Here is a 19,445-nt window from a genome sequence, read left to right as displayed (position 1 = left end):
ATTTTCTCATCAAAAAAGATGCCAGTACATCAAACACAAGGTTGATGTACTGGCATCTTTAATTAACCACTTCTTTCTTTACTATTTTGCAATTGATGATAGAAACCTTTTTCTTTCAGCAATGATTGATGTGTACCCTCTTCTATTATTTTTCCATCTTTTAATACGTAGATTCTATCCGCATTTTGAATAGTATTTAACCGGTGGGCAATGACAAAACATGTTCGATTAATCATCAACTTTTGTAATGCTTGTTGAATCTTCACCTCTGTAACCGTATCAATATTACTCGTAGCTTCGTCTAAAATTAAAATTTTTGGTTGTGCCAAAAAAGCACGAGCGATACTAATTAATTGTTTCTGTCCTTGACTAATCCCGCTGCCATTAAAACTCAAAGTCGTGTCATACTGCTGTGGTAATTTCATAATAAATGAATGAGCATTTGCCTTCATTGCAGCTTGTATAACATCCTCATCCGTTGCCTCAAGATGACTATAGCGGATATTATCCTTGACGGTCCCTTGAAAAAGAAAGGAATCTTGCAGAACAAAGCCCATATATGATCGTAAGCTCTCTTTATGTATTGTGGAGATATCACGATCATCTAATAATATTCTCCCTTTACTCACTTCATAGAAACGACTAATAAGTTGAATTATGGTTGTTTTACCTGCGCCTGTTGGACCTACTAGAGCAACAGTCTCACCAGGACGGGCTTCAAGATATATATGAGAAAGTATTTCTCTGTCTTCCCCGTAAGTAAACGATACGTTATCAAAAATAACCTCACCATTTACATTTTCAAGCATCTGCTTATCTTTTTCACTCGTTAATTCATCTTTTTCATCAATCAGCTCAAAAACTCTTTCAGCTCCAGCAATGGCAGATAATAACGTATTAAATTGATTGGCTAAATCATTGAGTGGTCTTGTAAATTGTCGAGAATACTCGGTAAAAACAACAATTGTGCCAATGCTCACTCCACCGTTTAATGCGAGTATCCCGCCAATCGCAGCAATGACGGCAAAGCTGAAATTATTCAATAAATGCATCAACTTAGGAATAAACCCTGAGAATGTTTGTGCCCAAAATCCAGAAATTCTTAGGTTTTCTGCTTTATGCAAAAAATCATCCATCACTTTCTCTTCTTGTGAAAACATTTTGATTAATTTCTGCCCAGAAATAGATTCCTCAATATAGCCATTCATTTCTCCTAAGTTTTTTTGCTGCTCTTTAAACAACATACTTGTTCGCTTCGTAATCCATTTCATTCCATAGAACATCATCGGTATGATTAAAAGAGTCAGAATTGTTAGCAACGGGCTCAACCATAACATGACTGCAATCGTACCAACGAGTGTGAAAACACTAGATATGATTTGGATAATTGAACTATTTAAAGTCGCACTAACATTTTCAATATCATTTGTAATCCTACTCATCAATTCACCAAGTTGTCTTTTGTCAAAAAAAGCTACAGGTAAGCGGTGTATTTGCCGGAATAAATCTGCGCGCATATTAAATACTGTATCTTGAGACACACCGATCATCCAATAGTTTTGTAGCCATAGTGACAATGATTGAACGATATAAGTTACAAGTAAACCTAGTAATAACCAAACGAAAACAACCGCTTCATTTTCTTCTATAAAAGTATCTATTGTTATTCCTACTAAAAAGGGACCAAGTAAAGACATCGCTGAACTAATGACAATCATAAAAAAGAGTAATAATAGCCGTATTTTATAGATGGCAAGGTAAGACCAAATTCTTTTAATGACAGCACTGAAGTCATTGGGCTTACGTTGCTTTTTGTTCCTATCGTTATTTATTTGATTATGTATCTTTGGTTGTTTGAATGGGGCCATTATTTTAGTAAACACTATTCATAGCCCCCTGTTCTGACTGAGAATACGCTATTTCTCTATAAAGAGTAGACGTATTCATCAATTGATCATGTGTTCCCTCTTCAATGATTTTTCCATCATCTATAAGCATAATTTTATCCGCTCTCTTGGCCGTACTTAATTTTTGTGTGACAATGAATAAAGTACATTTATATTTATCAATCGCATCCAATACTTTGGACTCTGTTTGTAAATCCAAAGCACTCGTACTATCATCCAATATGAGAATATTAGGCTTTCTAATTAAAGCACGAGCAACCGATAATCTTTGCTTTTGACCTCCTGATAGATTAATTCCTTTTTGTCCTAATTTTGTTTCATAGCCATCTTTTAAATCAGTAATGGTTTCATGTATTTGCGCGTCTTGTGCCGCCGCTTTCATTTCAGATAAAGTCGCGTCTGATTTACCCCATGCTAAGTTTTCTTCCACTGTACCACTAAATAAGATGGACTCTTGAGGGGTAAAACCAATTCTCTTTCGTAAATCATCCATTTTAACATCTTTCAGATTCATACCATCCACATAAACTGCACCTTCAGTAGGATCATATAATCTAGGAATAAGTTGTAGAATAGAACTTTTACCAGCACCTGTACTACCCAATATAGCGACAGTTTCTCCTGGACGAATATGAAAACTAATATCTTTTAAGACATATGTAGACATCCCTGGGTACCTAAATGAGACATGCTCAAATGTAACCGCTCCTTTTAACTGCTCAAGGCTTTTGCCATCTTCTTCATCTTCTAAATCAATCTTCGCCTCAAGTACTTCAACAATCCGTTCAGATGAAGCACGCGCTCTCGAAAAAGCCATAATGATGAATGAAAACATTGAAAAGGCAGTAGTCATTCTCGTAGCATAATTAATAATTGAAACGACTTCCCCCACTTCTATATTTGTCGCTTGCAATTGTTCTCTACCGATCCATAAAATAAAGATAATACAAACATTCATTATGAATAGTAATGCAGGCATAGCTGCTTCCATCAATCTTAGAGCGCTTGCTGTTTGTTCCTTTAAGTTATTACTTACATTCATAAACTTTTTTACTTCATGAGTTCTGCGGTTATACGCTTTAATCAACCTTAATCCTATTAAACTTTCCTGCATGACATTATTGACTGTATCCAGTTTTTGTTGAACAGACCTAAACATCTTACCGCCTTTAGTCATCACAATAACAAGGAAGATCACTACAACCGGTATGGTAATTAGAAAAATAAGCGCTAACTGCCAATTCACTAGGACAGCTAATATAAGACTACCTATAATGAGTAAAGGAGCCCTTAACATAATTCTTAAGCCCATAAACACGATATTTTGCACTTGTGTCACATCATTAGTCATTCTTGTAATCAAGGATGCGTGAGGAAAGGTATTAAAGTTGGCGAATGAAAAAGATTGCACCTTTTTCATTAGTTTCTTTCGAATACTAAATCCTAAATTTTGTCCAACGAAGGCTGCATAATATGAGTTTGTAATCCCTGAGAAGAAGGCAATTAATGATAGTAGGAGCATCATACCTCCCCAATAAAGGACCACACTCATATCATTATTTAGAATACCTTCATCAATAATTTTGCCGATTAATAATGGTTGAAGCAATTCAACTGATAACTCAATAAGCATAAGTATTAATGCAATATATGCCGCGACTCGATAAGGTTTAATAAATTTGAGTATCTTTGTCATAGCTTTCCCCCAAACTAATACTTCGTTTAACTAAATAGATATGAACTATCATATACCTTTTTACATAATTTTTAAATAATTCATTCTGATTTTTATTTCTTTAATGTTATGTTAAAATTTTTAGAGGTAGAGAACATTGACTTTTTCAAAAGTTGTTCTTCGTTTTTAACACAATTTAGCATACTTACCTTGAACATTTTTCAATGCTTACTAAGCATTTAACCTATTATTCAATCATAAGGGATTTTTTAACTATACGACTAAATTTTCTTTGTAATCCATATACTAACATGCATCATGTCATGTGTAATGTATTCTCAAAATGGTTAAAAAAGTAACTTACTTATAATTATAAAACTAAAGGATGCGATAAAAGGTGAAAAATACGAATCACGACCAACAATTACATAATGATGTTATTGAAACATTAAGGGAGACAAGCCGCACTTTTTTCATTCCAATCAGCTTATTAGTAACAGAGTTACGAGAAACCGTTGCATCTGCTTACCTTTGTATGCGCGCAATTGATGAAATTGAAGATCATCCTGATTTGGAACCAGCTTTAAAAAGCAAACTATTGCATAATATCGGTGACGTCCTTCAATCCGCTCAATACAATAAAGAAACCTTTATTAAGATGTTCAAGCCATTTGAAAACGAATTACCAGAAGTTACTCTTCGCCTATATGATTGGATTTCTTTCTGTCCAGATGAAATTAGAGTAAAAGTAGTTGAGTCAACTGCAATCATGGCATCTGGGATGGGTGATTGGGTTGATAAAGATTGGCAAATACAATCAGAAGCGGACCTTGATCAATATACGTATACAGTTGCTGGATTAGTTGGTGTGATGTTAACCGACATATGGAAATGGTATGACGGAACTGAAGCTGATAAAGAGCTTGGAATTGGTTTCGGTCGTGGACTTCAAGCTGTTAACATTTTAAGAAATTATAAAGAAGATGCAGAACGCGGTGTAAGCTTTTTCCCAGATAGTTATAGCCTAGACGATATGTTTGATTATGCGCATAAAAATCTATCTCGAGCTGACGAATACGTAGCGAGTATCGAGACAGAGACAATCGTGAATTTCTGTCAAATACCACTTTCACTTGCCCATGGAACATTAAAAGCGTTAGTAGACGGTCGAGAAAAAATGACTCGTGATGAAGTAAATGAAACTGTTAATAAAGTAATAAAGAAAACATCATAATAAAAGGCAGCGACTGTAAACTTCGCTGCCTTTTATTTTCACATCTAGGAGATTAATTTTAATCCAATTGCTGCGCCTAAGATAAGCGCAATACAAACAAGTCTTTTCCATTCTCTCGGTTCATTAAAAACGACCATTCCTACTATCGCTGCTCCAACGGTACCTATTCCTGTCCAGATAGCGTAAGCAGTACCCATAGCAATATCCGTCATTGCAAATGAAAGTAAAGAAAAACTGATCGCAAATGATAAAGCAAGGAAAATAATAGATTTCCATTGCTTATCAGCTACTTTCTTCAAATGGTATACACCGAGAACCTCAAAGCACCCTGCAACAACTAAGGCAATCCAGTACATTATTGAGATCCTCCTTTCTCAACCGGTGCACGGTCAGATAATAACTTCAACCCGACCACACCTGCTAGAAGCATAATAATTAATAGTACTTTCATCAATTTAAATGGCTCCCCGAAAACGACCATTTCTACTATTACTGTACCCGCCGTACCTAAACCAGCAAATACTGCATAAACAGTTCCTACTGGTAAATGCTTCGTAGCAAGAATTAATATTATAAAACTTAATGTAATTATAATTCCAGTAGCAATCCATTCCAGTGTGTTTTGAGCATATTTTAATCCTGAAACCCAACCAACCTCTAACACGCCTGCTAAAAATACAAGTAACCAATGCCTAGTCATCTATACCCCTTCTTTCTAGTTGTTTATCATTGTACGCCTTTAAAGTATATTGGCCAGATAGCACGAACTCTTCTGTAATAGCTGTCTTCTCCATTAAAAATAAGATCAATAACCGCACCATCAACAATCGTAATATAAGCAAGTGCTTCCTTTAAATACTTCTTTTGGTCATTTTCTTCACTCGAGTGTTTCCTCATATATTTTGCTAACAACCGTTCCATATCTGCAAAGAATGGATTGACTATTCGCATTAACTCATTATAAAGTTTCGCTGGAGGGAAGTAAGACACCCTCAGTAAGAATTTTGCATGCTCGTTATGCTTGTTTTCCTCGACAATCCAATCAAAAAAATAAACTAAATTCTCTTCTAATGAATGATCTTTCCTCGAAGCAAATAAGGTAATCATCTTCCGCTTTTCCTGCTGAAACACATAGTTTGCAACATGTAAAAATAAGTCATCTTTTCCTTTAAAATGAGCATATATCGACGGTTTCTTAATACCTACATCTGTGGCTATATCCTGTAAAGATGCTCCCTCATATCCCTTATCTGCGAAATGGACTAGCGCAACATCACGAATAAGTTCTGCACTCACCAATTATCACACCCCTTCAACTAACGACCGTTAGGTAGATTATTTCACAGGATAATATGAAAGTCAATAATGACATTTGGTTACTTCACTTTCAATTATTGCCCATCTTGCCTTACAGAAATTGATCAATTCCCCAAACCCCTATGAAGCCCCACCTTCTCATTATCTCCAAATTTCCTTTTTCATCTCGCTTCCAATTTATTGTCACTTGTTTTTATAAATTGACAATAATCACTACAAATATCAAACTGAGACAAATTCACAAAATAAAAAGACCAGAGGGACCGTTTTTAAACGATCTCCTCTAGTCTTCGGATGTGATTATATGCTAAGTTGAACTACATTAGTTTAACTTGATTTCTTTCCAAGATACGCTTCCATAATACGCGCATCACTTAATAACTCTGTTGCATTACCACTTGCAACCATTTTTCCAGTTTCCAGCACATAACCTTTATCTGAGATTTTCAGAGCTTGTCTCGCATTTTGTTCTACTAACAATACAGTCGTTCCTGATTGATTAATCTCTTTAATGATTTTAAAAATATCGGCAACAACAAGTGGAGCCAATCCCATTGAAGGCTCATCTAATAGCAACAATTTCGGCCTACTCATAATCGCACGAGCAATTGCAAGCATCTGCTGTTGACCACCAGATAATGTTCCCCCAAGCTGCTTTTCTCGTTCCTTCAAAATAGGAAAGCGCTCGAGCATTTTATTTAAATCTGAGTCTATCTCCGTATCCTTCCTATGATAAGCACCCATTTCTAAATTCTCTAGCACTGTCATGCCTGCAAGAATCTGTCTCCCCTCAGGAACGAGGGCAATACCCTTTCTTAAGAGCTGATCAGGGCGTAACCCCGTTACATCTTCACCAAGGAAAGAGATCTTCCCTGCCGAAGGTTTTAATAATCCGGATACACTTTTCATTGTGGTTGATTTCCCAGCGCCATTTGCCCCTAAGATGGTGACAATCGTTCCTTCTTCCACTTCTAGCGATACATCTTTTAACACTTGAATTTTCCCATAACCGGCATGAATACCACTAACTTCAAGCATATTGATCTTCCTCCTCCTTACCGAGATAAGCTTCAATTACTTCTGGGTGGTTCTGTATCTCAATCGGAGTACCTTCTGCTATCTTCTTGCCAAAGTTTAATACAGCTATGCGATCACATAATTTCATCACAAGTGGCATATCATGTTCAATAATTAAAACCGTTATGCCCTTCTGTTGAATCTTCTTAATTAAATCAAACAGGTCGCTTGTTTCAGTCTCATTCATACCAGCTGCCGGTTCATCAAGCAGGAGTACTTTTGGCTCACTAGCAAGTGCACGTGCAATCTCGAGCCGCCTTTGTTGTCCATAGGCGAGATTTTCTGAAGTAACATCAGAAAAAGTAGATAATCCGACAAAGTCTAAAAGTTCTTCTGCTATACCTTTTATTTTTGCTTCTTCTTTCTTTTGTGAAGCTGTACGAAAGACGCTTTTTAACACACCTGAGCGAGTGCGGGAATGCTGCCCGACCATGACATTTTCAAGGGCCGACATTTCAGGGAATAAACGAATATTTTGAAACGTTCGGCATATCCCTTTTTCGGTAATGTTATGTGATTTCATCGTTGTAATATCTTCATCTTTAAAAGTAATTTGTCCTGAAGTTGGTGTAAACATAGACGTAATCAAATTGAACATCGTTGTTTTACCGGCACCATTAGGGCCTATTAAACCAAATATTTCTCCCTCATTTATTGAGAAGGTAACATCAGTCAAAGCACTTAATCCACCAAAATTTTTACATACTTTTGTGATTTCCAGTACCATGCTTCTGCCCCCTTTTTCTACCCTTTTTACTTAAAGCCTTCAATAATGGCACATCGATAAGTCCTTGTGGGCGGACAGCCATCATAATAATGATAATCAGTCCATAAATCATATAACGATACTCGCTAATAAACCTTAGCACCTCAGGCATTAATGTTAAGAAGAATGCTCCGAATATTGGACCCCAAATCACTTCACTACCACCGAACACAACAAAGATTAAAATTTCAACCGCACGATGATAGGCAAAATCGGCAGGGCTAATATAAGCAAGTATATGAGCATACATTGCCCCGGCAAAACCGGCAACAAGTGCACCTTGTGCAAAGGCTAAAACCTTATAATAAGTGATATTGATTCCCATTGATTCCGCAGCTTTTTCATCTAATTTGATAGCAGCAAAAGCTCTTCCCACTCTTGATTGGTGCTGTCTTCTGAAAAACCAAATCACAAAAATGGTAATTAATAACAGAAGGATAAAAATACTTAAAAATATAAATTGATTATTTTGTAATCCAATAGAGCTCGGTTGAAAACCAAATCCTTGTAATGTTTTCAGTATTTCTCTTCCTATATGAGGGATTCCTGATATACCTACTGAGCCATTCGTTACGCTTTCCCAATTGACAAAAATCACACGAATAACTTCTCCAAAACCTAAGGTTACAATGGCTAAATAAACACCCTGAAGCCTTAATGTTGGAATACCAATAAGTACTCCACATAAAGCGGCAACTAATGCACCGATGATAATACCGATGATAATAGGCAACTCAAAATGAATCGTTAATAGTGCTGATGTATAAGCGCCAATTCCCATGAAACCAGCATTCGCCAATGATAACTGTCCTGTTGATAGTGTTATATATACACTGATACCTAAAATAATATTAATTAAAATAAAGCAACCTACTTGTAAATAGTACGGATTAATTAATTCTGCTAGCATCCTGCGTTCACCTTCTTACGTTGAAATTTTCTGGCCAAACAACCCTTGAGGCCGAATGAGAAGAATAATAATAATAGCTAAGAATGCAATAGCATCTCGATAGCCTGAATCTCCGTATACAACGATGAAGGTTTCCGCTAATCCTAAAATGAGGCCACCGAACATGGCTCCTCTCACACTGCCCATTCCGCCAAGAATGATAATCGCTAAACCTTTTAAGCCCATTGATAGACCCATCTGCGGCGTTACTGAGTTAAAAGCCATTCCGACCAATATACCAGCTATTCCACCCATGGCTGAAGCAATGATTACTGTCATCAGGATGGTTTTTTTCGTATCCACACCTAAGAGACTCGCCGTTTCTAGATTTTCTGCCGTGGCTCTTAATGCCTTTCCAGCTCTTGTTTTACCTAACCAAAATGTTAATACGAGCATTAACACGATAGAAATGACGAAAATAACGATTTGTACTAAATAAACGGTGATTGATCCTATTTGAAAACTGATTTCAGCAAAGCTTGTTCTAAATGGATGATTCCCTGCACCAAAAAGATGGTGTGATAAGTTCTCTAAAAGAATAGAAACACCTATTGTACTTATTAGTGGGGCTAGATGTGATACACCTTGTTTATGCCTTAACGGTCTTAAAGCAAACCTCTCTAATAAGTAACCCATAATAGCCGTAATGATGATTGCACCCAGAAAAGCAACCCATAAAGGCGCATTTAATGTCGATGTAATCATTACTCCAATAAATGCTCCAAACATAAAGATCTCGCCATGTGCCATATTGATAATACCTAAAACGCCAAATACTAAAGTAAATCCAAGGGCAACAATTGCATAAATGCTGCCCAATGTTAGTCCATTAATTAATTGTTCTATTAACACGGTGTCTCACCTTCTAACACATTTTTCTTCTTACTTAAATTCAACGAATTTTTCTCCTTCAATAACTAACACCGTAGGGTCCATTAATACATCGCCCTCTTCGTCAAAAGAGAAATTGCCGAGAATTCCTTCAAAATCCTTTGTTTTTGCTAATGCATCTCTTACAGCATCACGATCTGAACTTCCGGCATTTTTAAGTGCATCTGCTAGAATGTATAATGCGTCATAGGCTTGAGCAGCGAATTGATCTGGAACATGACCATGTTCCTCTTCAAATTTCGTCACAAATTCCTGTACCTTTTCATCTTCTTTTTCGCTATACCATGGTGTTGCTACTATCAACCCATTTGAAGACTCACCGGCAATATTGATAACTTCCGGAGAATTGAATCCGTTACCACCAACAAACGGAACATCAATCCCCATTTTCCGTGCTTGGTCCATAATGACTGCCCCTTCGTTATAAAGCGCTGAAGCAAGAATTAAATCGGGATTCAAATTTTTAATCTTCGTTAATTGGGCATTATAATCCGATTGACCTTTTTGGAACGTTTCTGTCGTTAAGACTTCAAGTCCCATTTCTTCAGCTGTTTTCTTCATCGTGTCATAACCAGACTTTGTAAACACATCATCATTCCCGTAAAGAATAGCCACTTTCTTCACATCATATTTGTCTATTGCTTGTTGCATTGATGCAGGAATAGCCAACGCTTCAGGAATAGAATTACGGAAAACATAATCGCCAATCTGAGGGATCCCCTCAGCAGTTGTAGACGTTCCGATAATCGGCACACCACTTAAGTCTGCTTCTGGTCCAACGACATTCATTTCTGTACTAAGTGTCGGACCAATAATTGCTGTTACATTATCTGAGTTAATTAATTTTTGAGCAGCAGTTAAGGCTTGGTCTTGCTTACCTGCTGAATCTTCAAAGATTAGATTGATTTTCACATCACCTTTTGCATTTATTTCTTCCTGAGCTAACTTTAAACCACCTTGTATAGCTTCACCGTATGCAGCACCTGATCCAGTTAAAAAGGAGACCACTCCAACGTCTGCTGAAACCTCTCCTCCTTCAGTACCACTTGATTCTTCATTACCGCCGCCTCCACATGCGGTTAAAAAAAGCACACTTGAAAGCGCTGTAAATCCTACCAATTTTTTCATTAAACCTCTCATTTTCCTTGCCCCCCGAGAAATTAATTCATTTTTCAAAACTATATTACTATTAAAATATAAATATATTGCATTGTAAATAAAATATTTTAAAAATTCAGTACACAAATCCATTAATATACTAAATATTATCTTCTTTTGTCTATATGGGACAAAAGAATGACCATATCATTGTGTTGAAAATATATTGATATAGCTCATATAAAAATATATGATTAATAAGGTGAGCATTTGGGTAGTTACTATAATTGACTTTCTAAAAAAATTTTGAGGGAGAAGCCCTATTTGTACGTCTTTTTTTTATTGTCTTTTCTATATAAATAAATTCCCTCTTTTTTTGGAATGTTAATTATTAAACTAGAAAAAATTGTATTGGAATGTGGAAGGAGAAAAAGAATGGAAACAGGAATTATAATATCTATAGCAATTTATATGCTAGGTATGCTTTATATAGGGTATTACTCCTATAAAAGAACATCTAATTTAAATGATTATATGCTAGGTGGACGAGATTTAGGACCATTAACAACTGCACTTAGTGCTGGAGCCTCAGATATGAGTGGCTGGCTTGTAATGGGTCTTCCTGGTGCTATGTTTGCCACAGGGTTAAGTTCGGGCTGGATTGCTGTAGGATTAACAGTTGGTGCCTTATTAAACTGGATTTATGTGGCACCACGATTACGTGTGTACACAGAAATTGCGAATGACTCTATTACTATTCCAGGATATTTAGAAAATCGTTTTGGCGAAAAAGCCAAAATATTGCGAATGGTTTCCGGTGTTGTTATTTTAGTATTCTTTACATTTTATGTATCATCCGGGATGGTTTCTGGTGGCGTCTTATTTGAAAGTATCTTCGGCCTTAATTACCATACTGGACTCTTAATTATTGCAGGGGTAACAATTGCTTATACTTTATTTGGAGGATTCCTTGCTGTTAGTTTAACTGATTTAGTTCAAGGTTTAATTATGGTTATCGCTTTAGTATTAGTACCAATTGTTGCCTTAACTGAGATTGGTGGCTTAGGTGTCGCTGTTGATACAGCAAAAGAAATTGACCCTGCTCTACTAGATGTCTTTCGCGGAACTTCATTTCTTGGGATCATCTCATTATTAGCATGGGGACTTGGATACTTTGGTCAACCTCATATCATTGTTCGTTTTATGGCTATTAAATCAGTAAAAGACGTGAAAAAGGCAACATGGATGGGTATGATTTGGATGGTATTTTGTATTATTGGTGCCATGTTTATTGGCTTCGTTGGGATTGGTTTCTTCAATAATACTCAATATTCAATCGATGATCCAGAAACAGTATTTATACTATTAGGCGAGATTTTATTCCATCCATTAATTACTGGGTTTATTATTGCAGCGATTTTGGCAGCAATCATGAGTACTGTCTCATCTCAATTATTAGTAACATCAAGCTCTCTTACTGAAGATATTTATAATTCCTTCTTACGTAAATCGGCCACTGATAAAGAGTTGGTATTTATCGGTAGATTGTCAGTTTTAATTATCTCGGTAATTGCTTTATATCTTTCTTGGGAAAAGAATTCTACGATCTTAGATCTTGTCGGTTATGCATGGGCTGGATTTGGTTCTGCATTTGGACCTTTAGTATTACTTAGTTTATATTGGAAGCGTATGACAAGTTGGGGTGCACTAGCTGGTATGATTTTCGGAACTGCGACAGTCATCATTTGGTCAGCAGCAGGTTTATCTGATACCCTTTACGAAATAATTCCAGGATTCCTAATCAGCTTATTAGCTATAATTGTGGTTAGCCTTTTAACGAGCAAACCACCTAAAAAAGTGGAAGAAGATTTCGATGAATATCAACGAGTGATTAAATCTTAATTTCTAGAGAGTGAAAAGACCTAGGCGAGTTGCCTAGGTCTTTTTTTTTTGCTCTTTTTATACTATTGGCTTTCATAGGTCTTTTTTAATATAATATGGGGTATGTGACTTGAATGTCCATCGTAAGGAGGATAAAAGCATGGATTTACAATTAGATAGAATAGAATCCTCTACCAATATAGAAGAAATAGCCGAAATGATTAGTATCCAACTTAAAAAACCTGTTGTTATTGAAGATGCACAGTTTTCTTTAATTGCCTATAGTTCTTATTTTACCGAGGATTATGATGAAGTGAATAAGCAAACCATCTTTAATAAACAATGGCCCATCTCAATCTTTGAAAGATTTACAGATGAAGGTATCGTTGATCAGTTAACTAAGCATAAGAAACCTTTTCGTATAAAAGCAATGAAAGATATTTCACTGAATAAACGGGTTGTTGTTTCCGCTATTTATCAAAATGACATTTACGGTTATATATGGATACAAGAAACAGCACCTAAGTTAAAAGAAAAAGAGTTAGCGTTCCTGGATGCCGCTTCTTCTCATATCGCATTCTTGCTTAATCGTGACAAGCTCGCTAAAGATGGTAAGGTTGAAGAAGATCATTATTTTTATGAAAAAGTCATCGAAGACTCATTCCAAACGAAACATCAATTAAAGGTAGAGGCAGCTTCAGCAAAGGTTACATTGCCTAAAGCTTTTATTGTTGCTGTATTTAAGGTGGAAGAAGGCGATGATAAAAACTTTGAAGAAATCATTAATACGGTAAGATTATCTGTCAATAATATGACTCAGTCTGCCTATATTTTCTTCTACCACTTAGAAATGATTGTTTTGCTTGCTAGTCATGATCAACAAGATGTTTCTTTAGAAGAGAATGCAGAACACCTCGTACAGTCAATACGTTTGCAATATGCAGATACATCGTTGGTCGTTGGGATTGGAAATAAGTATTCTTCTATCTATAAATTAAGGCAAAGCTATACAGAGGCTCTTGAGGTTTTACAAACCGCTATGTTTTTTAATAAGGAACAGTCTCTTCCAATCAATTATCGAAAACTAAAAACATTACGCTATTTAGCTATCATTGAACAACATAATAAACAAACCAATTATAGTAATGAAGATTTAGTTATTTTATTGACGAAGGATCAAAATAATCATACGAATTATATTGATACATTAGAAGCTTACCTTCTCAATAACTGTCGTCTCAAGCCTACAGCAGAAGAATTGTTCATTCATGAAAATACGCTAAAGTACCGATTAAAGAAAATACATCAATTAACTACGATTAATTTTGATGACTTTAATACACGATGCCAATTATTTATAGATCTACAATTACTGAGGCGCAAACAATCAATTATAGCCAACCATCAAAACTCAGGATTAAACAATAATAATCCTTTATGAATAGAAAAGAAGAAACCAATCATTGAATGATTGGTTTCTTTATTGTCATTTAAGATTTACTTATGATTACAGAAGCTAGCTTATTAAACTTTCAATAAGTAAGACCAGGCAAATTGTGCATATAGCTCTGCACCCGTTACTAAAGCATCTTCATCTATATTAAACCTACCATGGTGATGTGCCCATTCGGTATCCTTATCCTTATTTCCACTTCCTACAAGCGCAAAGCTGCCTGGTGCGTAATCCAGATAAAAACTGAAATCTTCTCCACCCATTGTTGGTTTTTCATCAAATAGGACATCAGGGCCAAAACAGTCGACTGCCACCTCTTGGACTAACGCAGCACTCTCCTCATGATTAATTACTGCTTGGGTCCCTCTCGTATACTCAACCACTGCCTTGCCACCGTATAGACCAGCAACATGATTTGCATAGTGAGATAATTGCTCCTCTATGTGATCTCTAACTGCAGGTTCAAAACAACGAACGGTTCCCTCAAGTTTAGCATTTTCAGCAATGACATTAAATCTAGTTCCAGACTCAAGCTTTCCTACTGTTACAACTGCTCCTTGCTGTGGATCAATTGTTCTTGAAACAATCGACTGCAAATTCAGCACAAAGGAAGAAGCCATCACTGTTGCATCTATACAATCATGTGGAATTGCACCATGTCCCCCTTGGCCTTGAAAAGCTACATGAAAAATATCAGCAGATGCAAACTGAGGTCCTGCGGTACAAGCAATTTTATTTGTCTCCATTTGGGACCAAATATGAATACCAAACACATGATCAACCTCTGTCATTGCTCCTTGCTCGACCATTGCTAGTGCACCTCTGGCTGCTTCTTCAGCTGGTTGAAAAATAAGACGAACACTTCCACTTAATTCTTCCTTCATACTATTTAAAACATCCGCTGCTACTAATAGCATGGCTGTATGTGCATCATGGCCACAAGCATGCATTTTCCCTTCTACTTGTGATGCGTAAGATAATTCTGTATTTAGCTCTTCTACAGGTAGGGCATCAATATCCGCTCTTAAAGCTACTTTTTTTCCAGGCTTACCGCCAGTAATTTCAGCAACTATACCAGTCGGTTTCATTCTCCGATATGGAACTTGTAAATCTTCCAAGTAGTTAGCAATAAACTCTGTTGTTTTTACTTCTTCCCATGATAATTCCGGCTCACTATGAAGCTTTCTTCTTAATTGAATCACTTCATTCGCTCTCGCAAGTATTGCCTCTTTAATATAGTTGTTCATGTTAGTTCACCTCCGTGAGATGTTTTGCTGCTTCAAATAAAACATATACTGCTTTTTCAATATCTTGATGGTCTGACCATTCTTCTGGGCAGTGGCTTAATCCATCTTTGCTTGGGATAAAGATCATAGCCGCCTTCGTTTGTTCAGCAAATACCATGGCATCATGTCCAGCCCCACTGAAAATAGATTGATAAGATATTTTATATTTCTCGCAGCCCTTTTCTAATTGCTTCTTCATCTCATCATCTAATATTGTTGGTGACATATATAATTGTTCTGCAATAGAGATGGATATTTTCTCACTTTGTAACTGACGAATAAAAGTTTGTGTTTCCTCTAGTAGAGTTTTCAATTTAGCTTCTTCTGTTGACCGTAAATCAATCGTAAATGTAACCGACCCAGGTATAACATTTGCTCCATTCGGATAGACTGATAGTTTACCAACTGTAACGACAGTCCCCTCTCCGTAAGTTTCAGCAATCTTAGGTAGCTTAGCAATCATATGTGCTGCCATTACAAGCGCATCTGCACGACCATCCATTGGTGTTGTTCCTGCATGACCTGCCTTTCCCTTAATTGTTATCTCCAATTGTGATAAACCCACAATGCCTTCTACGATACCAATTGAGGTCTTCTCATTTTCTAAAATCGGTCCTTGTTCAATATGCAGTTCTAAGTACGCCTTCATCGTATCTCTGTCACGCTTCTTTACGAGGTCTGGGTTCAAACCAATACTCTTCATCGCTTCAACTGTGGAAACTCCTTGTGAATCCGCCAACTCTCTAAATGTCTGGTCTGTAAGCTTACCTGTTATACTTCTAGATCCCATTAACCCGCCACCAAACCTTGACCCTTCTTCTTCTACTAGTGCCACAACTTCCAATGGATACTTAGGTTTAATGCCATTCTCTTGGAATAGTTTTGCCACTTCCAATCCAGCTACCACCCCAGCAGGGCCATCATAATCACCACCATGTGGAACAGAATCAAAATGAGAGCCGATTAAAACGCTTGGTCCATTCACCTCTCCAGCCAATTTACCAAAAATGTTCCCTACACCATCTTCCGATACAGTTAATCCGTAGTCTCTCATGACATCCTTCAAATAGTTTCTTGCTTGTAAATCTTCATTTGAATAAGTAAGTCTCGTTGTACCTTTTCCGGGCGTACTTGTATACTTACCAAGTGTTTTTATATGTTGATCAATTCGAGTTAATACATTACTCAACATTCATCACTCCTTCATTTCGATTGCGAATTTATAAGAATTGGACAAATAGACCTGCTAAAATAACCGAGACGATCGTGACGGTTATAAACCCGCCCACTAACATTGGTGGCAACATATGACTAGTGAGGATATTTCTTTCCTCTTCATCATCTGTTAATGATTTAATTACTTCATTGGTAATAATGTAATCTGCTGGAAATCCGTATAATGCGGTTAAAGATACAGCAAAGGCCATCTCTTTACTTACCTTAAGAATTTTACCGACGATCATTGAGAAAATATACATACCGATTACACCAATGACGATTGTTGCAATTAAAGGATAAATTATTTCTAGCATCATACTTGGTGTTGCTTGCTTTAGTCCATCAAAGATAAATAACATCAATGCCATAATTGCGAAACCAAACCCATTTGCTTTTTGTAACGACTGCTTCTCTAAAAATCCAAAACTTGTAGCAATCACACCAAATAATAAACAGAGGACAAACGGACTAATTGAAACGACCGGGGTTAATACAGTTGACACAAGATAGGCAAAGAAAGCAACTATACCTAGACGGAAAAACTTAAAAAAGTCTGTATTGTACTTCTCAGGTAGCCATTTAAACAACTTTAATTCTACTTCTTCAGTTGTGGCTGCTGTCTCCTCGACAGAATCCTTTATTTTCAATTCCCCTTTACGTACTTGCTGAAGAAGCTTTTTCCCTTCCTTTTTCAAGACAAAGGATGTCAGTGGATAACCAGCAAAACCTTGCATAACGTAAATAACAATGGCAAATACGGATAATGATACAAGTCCCGCTTCGGCAGCTGCATCTGACATCAATAATGCCGATACTACACCACCAACAAGTGGTGGAATAGCCACTACCATTGTTTGAAAATCGAAAAGTAGTACACCAACTGTAAATAAAATGACAATAATGCCCAAGATTCCAGAAAGAGCAATCACTACCGTTTTCCACTGCTGCTTTAATTCCCGTAAAGAAAGCAATGTACCCATATTAGTAATGAGCAAATACATTAATAATGTTGCTACAGACGATGGGATACCAGCCACTTCAACAATATCCGTAGGGAAGAACGTCCAATATCCAAGGAGAAATAGTGAAGCACATATAAACATGGATGGCACCCATGCCTTTGTTCTGGTAGCTACCACATCCCCAATAAATAAAATTCCAATTACAATTACAAAAGCCATTAGCTGAGACATACATGCCACTCCTTTAAATTCGATTTTGATATTTTACAATAGTATCACGCTCCTTTTTAAATTAAAAGAACATTTTGTCTTTTATTATTATTTTTAATAATCTTTTTATTTGAAAGCGCTTTTATTTCTATAAATTCACTTAAATAGCATATAATTGTTAACTAGTTCATCCCTTCTCTTCAACATAAGTTAAGGTAAACGATTACTGTCAAACTACTAGGCATGGTAAGATTTAAAATTGTTGTACAAAAAAAAGACATACCCTCTGAATTAAAAAGGTATGTCTTTGCATTACGATAATAAACTTTTCGCAGCAACTGCTAGCTCCAATCTTTCTAAGGATTTCATATACGCCAGTTTCACGTTATGATCTTTTACATTCATTTCTTTAAATAGCATTTTCACTATACCCTCATTCTGAAACCAATCTTCTACCTCCGGCTTCTTATGACTAGTATCTTTCCATACATGAACAAGCACAGGACTAAATAACTTTTTCGCACCGCTTTTTAAATGACCATCTGCAATTCTTGGCTTATAGGTTTTTGTCGGTATTCCCTCCTGAACGACGCAATAGACATTCCTCCAGTAATCACTTCTTGACCCTGTATGGGGATGTTGGTTCGCCCACTTCACATAGCTTCGTAGTTGAGAAGGGTTTTCGTATAGAAGTGTGTACAATTTATACCCTAATTCTATTCTCTGATTCAACTTTGTAAATAAATGAACAACTAACCCTTTTAACTGTGATATTCCATGCGTCTGATACGGAAAAAGAATATAGTTAAAAGCAAAAACATCTTGTAATTTGAACTCAAGTGTTGAAGTCACTTCTTCTTTAAAAATTGGGTTTTGTACCACTCTTTTTTCTATATAGTTTTGTTCATTAATAATAAGCGCATGTGTAAGGATATGTGATTGCTTTTGCTGCCAAAAAATGGACCATACGGCTTGCATAAATGAAGAAACTCCTAAATGAGAGAGCAAATGAAATAACGGCTTACTTTGTCTGACACTTTCCTCGTATAGCAATAACTGTGGATATGCATCTTGAAAAATCAACCAATTGGCTCGTTCCATAAATTGAAAGAACGCATTCTGTTCTGTCTCACTTAATATCTTTGATAATAAATCCCCCTTTAAATCTGTCATATTCCAACCCGCATTTCTGGAGACGAAATGGGCTAGCAAAGCCCAATGCACTTGGGGGTATTTCAAATAAAACGCGAGATAAGCATTTGTTCTTGTCACATTATTGAGATTACAAGCTGTTGTTTGTTGGTTTATCTTTTCTAGGATCTGTTGTTCGTCAAGATTAAGTTCATTTATTGTGTTCTGCTTGTTTTTCTTTAGTAAGGTCACTAATTCTTTTTTTAGCTTTCTCCTAGTAATAGATGATTTTAAGCTTTTTCTTCGCCATTTATGAATTAAAAATATGGAAAACACCACCATTATGAATGATAATTTTGTCCAATGAATACTCATGTATTAATATTGCTT

Annotated in this window: 17 protein-coding genes; 3 read left to right on the top strand and 14 right to left on the bottom strand. The window is 36.3% G+C overall.

Translation table 11 applies throughout. From position 1 onward, the window contains the following. Window positions 1–62: 62 nt before the first annotated feature. On the bottom strand, window positions 63–1,883 hold the full coding sequence (locus MKY26_RS01205) for an ABC transporter ATP-binding protein (protein WP_411674992.1): 1,821 nt from the start codon (window positions 1,881–1,883) through the stop codon (window positions 63–65). Continuing rightward, window positions 1,873–3,603 carry an ABC transporter ATP-binding protein gene (locus MKY26_RS01200; protein WP_095370015.1) on the bottom strand — a complete coding sequence of 577 codons (1,731 nt, stop codon included), beginning with the start codon at window positions 3,601–3,603 and terminating at the stop codon, window positions 1,873–1,875. The genes MKY26_RS01205 and MKY26_RS01200 overlap by 11 nt, the downstream gene beginning before the upstream one ends. A gap of 376 nt (window positions 3,604–3,979) precedes the next feature. Between MKY26_RS01200 and MKY26_RS01195 the strand changes: the two genes are divergently transcribed. Next, the gene (locus MKY26_RS01195) at window positions 3,980–4,816 is read left to right on the top strand and encodes a squalene/phytoene synthase family protein (RefSeq protein ID WP_095370016.1); all 837 of its coding nucleotides are present in this window, start codon (window positions 3,980–3,982) and stop codon (window positions 4,814–4,816) included. Between the two features lie 44 nt (window positions 4,817–4,860). Here the strand turns inward: MKY26_RS01195 and MKY26_RS01190 are convergent, their stop codons facing one another. The 8 genes from MKY26_RS01190 to MKY26_RS01155 all read right to left on the bottom strand — a co-directional run bounded on the left by MKY26_RS01190 (window position 4,861) and on the right by MKY26_RS01155 (window position 10,956). Next, window positions 4,861–5,172, bottom strand: a complete 312-nt coding sequence (locus tag MKY26_RS01190; RefSeq protein WP_095370017.1) for a DMT family transporter — start codon at window positions 5,170–5,172, stop codon at window positions 4,861–4,863. Continuing rightward, entirely contained in the window at window positions 5,172–5,516 is a 345-nt protein-coding gene (locus tag MKY26_RS01185; RefSeq protein ID WP_095370018.1) for a DMT family transporter, read from the bottom strand. Before MKY26_RS01185 ends, MKY26_RS01190 begins: the two co-directional genes overlap by 1 nt. A 26-nt stretch (window positions 5,517–5,542) precedes the next feature. Continuing rightward, window positions 5,543–6,112, bottom strand: a complete 570-nt coding sequence (locus MKY26_RS01180; RefSeq protein ID WP_157733756.1) for a TetR/AcrR family transcriptional regulator — start codon at window positions 6,110–6,112, stop codon at window positions 5,543–5,545. 348 nt (window positions 6,113–6,460) lie between these two features. Further along, a complete protein-coding gene (locus MKY26_RS01175) occupies window positions 6,461–7,171 on the bottom strand; it encodes an ABC transporter ATP-binding protein (RefSeq protein WP_095370020.1) in 711 nt (236 codons plus the stop codon). Beyond that, entirely contained in the window at window positions 7,164–7,937 is a 774-nt protein-coding gene (locus MKY26_RS01170; RefSeq protein WP_095370021.1) for an ABC transporter ATP-binding protein, read from the bottom strand. The genes MKY26_RS01175 and MKY26_RS01170 overlap by 8 nt, the downstream gene beginning before the upstream one ends. Then, on the bottom strand, window positions 7,909–8,886 hold the full coding sequence (locus tag MKY26_RS01165; RefSeq protein ID WP_095370022.1) for a branched-chain amino acid ABC transporter permease: 978 nt from the start codon (window positions 8,884–8,886) through the stop codon (window positions 7,909–7,911). Before MKY26_RS01165 ends, MKY26_RS01170 begins: the two co-directional genes overlap by 29 nt. A gap of 15 nt (window positions 8,887–8,901) precedes the next feature. Further along, a complete protein-coding gene (locus MKY26_RS01160; RefSeq protein ID WP_095370023.1) occupies window positions 8,902–9,777 on the bottom strand; it encodes a branched-chain amino acid ABC transporter permease in 876 nt (291 codons plus the stop codon). A 30-nt stretch (window positions 9,778–9,807) separates the two neighbouring features. Next, a complete protein-coding gene (locus tag MKY26_RS01155; RefSeq protein WP_095370024.1) occupies window positions 9,808–10,956 on the bottom strand; it encodes an ABC transporter substrate-binding protein in 1,149 nt (382 codons plus the stop codon). A gap of 393 nt (window positions 10,957–11,349) precedes the next feature. On the opposite strand from MKY26_RS01155, the gene putP reads away from it, so the two are divergent. Together putP and MKY26_RS01145 are read left to right on the top strand one after the other, a co-directional pair. Continuing rightward, window positions 11,350–12,816: a sodium/proline symporter PutP gene (gene putP, locus MKY26_RS01150; RefSeq protein WP_095370025.1), complete on the top strand. Its 1,467-nt coding sequence runs from the start codon at window positions 11,350–11,352 to the stop codon at window positions 12,814–12,816. 139 nt (window positions 12,817–12,955) lie between these two features. After that, on the top strand, window positions 12,956–14,236 hold the full coding sequence (locus MKY26_RS01145) for a PucR family transcriptional regulator (RefSeq protein WP_095370026.1): 1,281 nt from the start codon (window positions 12,956–12,958) through the stop codon (window positions 14,234–14,236). An 83-nt stretch (window positions 14,237–14,319) separates the two neighbouring features. Here the strand turns inward: MKY26_RS01145 and MKY26_RS01140 are convergent, their stop codons facing one another. From MKY26_RS01140 to MKY26_RS01125, 4 genes are all read right to left on the bottom strand, one after another. Further along, window positions 14,320–15,495 carry an amidohydrolase gene (locus MKY26_RS01140; RefSeq protein ID WP_095370027.1) on the bottom strand — a complete coding sequence of 392 codons (1,176 nt, stop codon included), beginning with the start codon at window positions 15,493–15,495 and terminating at the stop codon, window positions 14,320–14,322. A gap of 1 nt (window position 15,496) precedes the next feature. Continuing rightward, entirely contained in the window at window positions 15,497–16,726 is a 1,230-nt protein-coding gene (locus tag MKY26_RS01135; protein ID WP_095370028.1) for a Zn-dependent hydrolase, read from the bottom strand. Window positions 16,727–16,754: 28 nt separating this feature from the next. Continuing rightward, on the bottom strand, window positions 16,755–17,945 hold the full coding sequence (locus MKY26_RS01130) for a hypothetical protein (protein ID WP_095370029.1): 1,191 nt from the start codon (window positions 17,943–17,945) through the stop codon (window positions 16,755–16,757). Window positions 17,946–18,236: 291 nt separating this feature from the next. Further along, the gene (locus MKY26_RS01125) at window positions 18,237–19,307 is read right to left on the bottom strand and encodes a DUF2515 family protein (RefSeq protein ID WP_233435344.1); all 1,071 of its coding nucleotides are present in this window, start codon (window positions 19,305–19,307) and stop codon (window positions 18,237–18,239) included. Between the last annotated feature and the right edge of the window lie 138 nt (window positions 19,308–19,445).

It is taken from the genome of Cytobacillus sp. FSL R7-0680, from assembly GCF_038009245.1.
Lineage (GTDB): Bacteria > Bacillota > Bacilli > Bacillales > Cytobacillaceae > Cytobacillus > Cytobacillus kochii.
The sequence above is the reverse complement of the archived record's forward strand: the minus strand, read 5'-3'. Positions and strand labels throughout refer to the sequence as shown.

Coding starts and splice junctions, on each gene's coding strand:
- MKY26_RS01200 (WP_095370015.1), bottom strand. CDS start 3,603: ATGACAAAGATACTCAAATTTATTAAACCTTATCGAGTCGCGGCATAT.
- MKY26_RS01190 (WP_095370017.1), bottom strand. CDS start 5,172: ATGTACTGGATTGCCTTAGTTGTTGCAGGGTGCTTTGAGGTTCTCGGT.
- MKY26_RS01185 (WP_095370018.1), bottom strand. CDS start 5,516: ATGACTAGGCATTGGTTACTTGTATTTTTAGCAGGCGTGTTAGAGGTT.
- MKY26_RS01175 (WP_095370020.1), bottom strand. CDS start 7,171: ATGCTTGAAGTTAGTGGTATTCATGCCGGTTATGGGAAAATTCAAGTG.
- MKY26_RS01170 (WP_095370021.1), bottom strand. CDS start 7,937: ATGGTACTGGAAATCACAAAAGTATGTAAAAATTTTGGTGGATTAAGT.
- MKY26_RS01165 (WP_095370022.1), bottom strand. CDS start 8,886: ATGCTAGCAGAATTAATTAATCCGTACTATTTACAAGTAGGTTGCTTT.
- MKY26_RS01155 (WP_095370024.1), bottom strand. CDS start 10,956: ATGAGAGGTTTAATGAAAAAATTGGTAGGATTTACAGCGCTTTCAAGT.
- putP (WP_095370025.1), top strand. CDS start 11,350: ATGGAAACAGGAATTATAATATCTATAGCAATTTATATGCTAGGTATG.
- MKY26_RS01145 (WP_095370026.1), top strand. CDS start 12,956: ATGGATTTACAATTAGATAGAATAGAATCCTCTACCAATATAGAAGAA.
- MKY26_RS01140 (WP_095370027.1), bottom strand. CDS start 15,495: ATGAACAACTATATTAAAGAGGCAATACTTGCGAGAGCGAATGAAGTG.
- MKY26_RS01135 (WP_095370028.1), bottom strand. CDS start 16,726: ATGTTGAGTAATGTATTAACTCGAATTGATCAACATATAAAAACACTT.
- MKY26_RS01130 (WP_095370029.1), bottom strand. CDS start 17,945: ATGTCTCAGCTAATGGCTTTTGTAATTGTAATTGGAATTTTATTTATT.